Below are 3,257 nucleotides of genomic sequence, written 5' to 3'. Positions count from 1 at the left end.
GCCCGGCCACGGCGCGGACGGGTGCGGCGATCGCGTGGGTGACGTGGGTGGGGGTCGGCGACGTAGGCCGGGCGCTGCGGGGTATGGGCGTCGGGGACGGTCGGCGCGGTGCGGGTCCGCGGACGGGCACCGAGGAGCGGGGCGGTACATGACGGGATGCGATGCCATCGTGGTCGGCGCGGGTCTGGCCGGGTTGGCCTGCGCGGCGGACCTGGTCGCGGCGGGGTGGTCGGTACGGCTGCTGGAGTCCTCGGACGGGGTGGGCGGCCGGATGCGCACTGATCGGCGAAACGGGTTCCTGCTCGACCGCGGGTTCCAGGTGCTCAACACGTCCTACCCGCAGGTCCGTCGCCGAGTCGGACTGCGGGAGTTGCGGTTGCGGCCGTTCACCCCCGGTACGCTGGTGCGGGACGGGTCGGCGCAGTGGCGCTTCGTCGATCCGACCCGGCGGCCCCGGGAGGCGGCGGACCTGCTGCCGGGGCGGTTGGCCTCCGGGCGCGACCTGTTCGCGCTCGGTGTGCTGAGCGCGCGCGACCTGCTGGGCCCGGTGACGGCGATCCGGCGCGCGAGCGAGCACACCACGCTGATCGCGCTGGCCGACGCGGGCGTCTCGGCGGAGTTGGTCGAGCGGTTCTTCCGGCCGTTCCTGGCCGGGGTGTTCCTCGAAGACGAATTGGAGACGTCGAGCCGGTTCTTCCATCTGGTGTGGCGCAGCATGCTGCGCGGCACGCTGTGCCTGCCGGCCGAGGGCATCGGCGCGCTACCGCAGCGGTTGGCGGCGGCACTGCCCCCGGACACGATCCGCCTGGACACGCCGGTCGCGCGGGTCACCGAAGAAGGCGTACTGACGGCCGACGGGACCGCGCAGGCCGCGCCGGTCGTGGTGGTGGCGACCGGTCACGCGGTGGCGGCGCGGCTGCTTCCCGGGTTGACGGTGCCTGCGGGGCGCACGGCGACCACGTACTACCACGCGACCGACGCCGCACCGCTGCGCGAACCCACCCTGGTGCTCGACGCCCGGCGCCGGTTCCTGCAGACGTGCGTGGTGAGCGAGGTCGCGCCGACGTACGCGGGCGACGGGCGGGCGCTGGTGTCCACGTCGGTACTGGGCCCGGACCGACCGGGTCGGGAGGCGGCGGTGCGCGCGGATCTGGGCGCGGTGTATGGGGTCGACACCGCCGACTGGGAGCCGATCGCGACGTATTCGATCCCCGACGCGCTGCCCGCGATGCCGCCGCCGTGGCCGCTGACCCGGACCTGTCGCTTCGCCCCGGGCCGCTACGTGTGCGGCGACCATCGCGCCACCGGTTCGGTCCAGGGCGCCCTCGCCTCCGGTACCCGCGCGGCCCGCGAACTCCTCGCCGACCACGCCGCCGGCTCCGTGCCCGGGCCCGGCGAGGCCCGACCGACATAGTCGGGGCCGCAGGGATCCCAGCGTCGAGCGGTGAGACTCGGTCGGCTTGGGTCTGGGCCGGCGCGGGGCCGGGTCGGCGGGCGCGGGCGAGCCGTGATCGGGGCGGAGCGGGCCGCGTCGGTGGTGACATGGACCAAGCGCCCGGCCCGGTCGAGATCCGGCCACCGCCGCCACTCCGACGGCATCGCCGTCCTGATCGCCGGCGGGTGGCGTCGCGGCCGGCCTCGCCCTCACCCTCACCCTCACCCTCACCCGATGTGACCCACGTCATACAACGCGCCTGGAAACCCGCCGTGTCACAGGGTTGTGAAGCGAACTCCTTGCGGGACCGAGCTGTCGGTCGTGATACCCGTGTTCAACGAGTCACGGCGGCTGCCGGCGACGCTGTCGGCCGTACTCGACCATCTCCGCAGCGCCGGGATCGACTGGGAACTGATCGTCTCCGACGACGGATCCACCGACGATACGTACGCCGTCGCCGCGGCCGCGGCCGCACACGACCCGCGGGTGCGCGTGGTGCGGCATCCGGTCAATCGGGGCAAGGGGCACGCCGTCCGCCGAGGTGTCGCGATCACGCGTGGCCGGCGGGTGTTGGTGTGCGACGCCGATCTGGCCACCCCGATCGCCGAGTTGGACCGACTCCAGGCAGCGTTGGACGACGGCTTCGACGCCGCGATCGGCTCGCGCGGCGAGGCGTTCACCGTGGATCGGCCGCCTGTGCGGCGGATGTTGTCGGACGTCGGGGGCCGGCTGATCCGGGCCGTCGCGCTGCCCGGCACGGTGGACACCCAGTGCGGGTTCAAGCTGTTCGACGGCGCCAAGGCGCGCGCCGCGTTCGCGCGTGCGTGTGTGGACGGCTGGGCGTTCGACATCGAGGTGCTCCGGCTCTTCCTCACCTCCGGCTGGAGCTTCGTCGAGGTACCGGTCGCATGGACCCACCAGAGCGGCTCGAAGCTGCGGCCCGGGCACTGCCTGGCGGTGCTCACCGACCTGGCCCGGGTCCGCCTGCGGCACGGTCGCCCGCAGCGACCCGGGACGGGATCGGCACGCCTGGACGGAGGTTCGGACGCCCCCCGGGACCCTTTCCGCATCCCGCTGCCGCCGGGGCGGGCCGCGTGACCGCCGTACGCGAGGCCGTCGCCGCGCCGCGCGCGATCGGGCTCCCGCGCAGCGGACGGGCCGCGGACACACTCGCCTGCGCGGCCTACCTGCTGGCCGCGCTGCTGCTGTACCGCGGGCTGTGGTCCGGTGGGCCGGCCGGGCGATACCTCGTGGACAGCGGTCAGGATCAGCGTCAGTGGGAGTGGTTCTTCGCGGTGACCGCGCGCGCCGTGGCGCACGGCGAGAACCCGCTGACCACGACGCTGCAGAACCACCCCGCCGGGGTGAACCTGATGGCGAACACCTCGATGCCGGGACTGTCCATCCCGCTCGCGCCGATCACCTGGCTGTTCGGGCCGGCCGCGACCTGGGCAATCGTGCTCACCGGCGGGCTGGCCGCGACGGCCGCCGCCTGGTACTACCTGATCTCCCGGCACCTGGTCGCCTCCAGGCCGGCCGCCGCCCTCGGCGGGGCCTTCTGCGCGTTCGCCCCGCCGATGGTCTCGCACGCCAACGCACACCCCAACCTGGCCGTGCTGTTCGCCCTGCCGCTGATCATCGACCGGCTGATCCGGCTCGCCGCCGGCCACCGGCCGATTCGCGACGGCATCCTGCTCGGCCTGTTGACGGCCTATCAGATCTTCCTCGGCGAGGAGGCGCTGCTGCTGGCCTCGACCGGCATCGCGCTGTTCGCGCTCACCTACGCGTGCGTCGCGCCGGCCGCCGCCCGCGCCGCGCTGCG

General features: G+C 74.3%; 2 protein-coding genes and 1 pseudogene. All 3 read left to right on the top strand.

Translation table 11 applies throughout. The features are described from left to right. The first annotated feature begins 148 nt into the window (after positions 1-148). Positions 149-1,414: an NAD(P)/FAD-dependent oxidoreductase gene (locus ABZS54_RS42545; protein ID WP_355548711.1), complete on the top strand. Its 1,266-nt coding sequence runs from the start codon at positions 149-151 to the stop codon at positions 1,412-1,414. A 306-nt stretch (positions 1,415-1,720) separates the two neighbouring features. Beyond that, a complete protein-coding gene (locus ABZS54_RS42540) occupies positions 1,721-2,533 on the top strand; it encodes a glycosyltransferase (RefSeq protein ID WP_355548708.1) in 813 nt (270 codons plus the stop codon). Then, a pseudogene (locus ABZS54_RS42535) lies at positions 2,530-3,257 on the top strand (glycosyl transferase); the annotation flags it as partial. The gene ABZS54_RS42540 and the pseudogene ABZS54_RS42535, both read left to right, overlap by 4 nt.

The sequence above is a fragment of the Embleya sp. NPDC005575 genome (assembly GCF_040605455.1).
Lineage (GTDB): Bacteria > Actinomycetota > Actinomycetes > Streptomycetales > Streptomycetaceae > Embleya.
The sequence above is the reverse complement of the archived record's forward strand: the minus strand, read 5'-3'. Positions and strand labels throughout refer to the sequence as shown.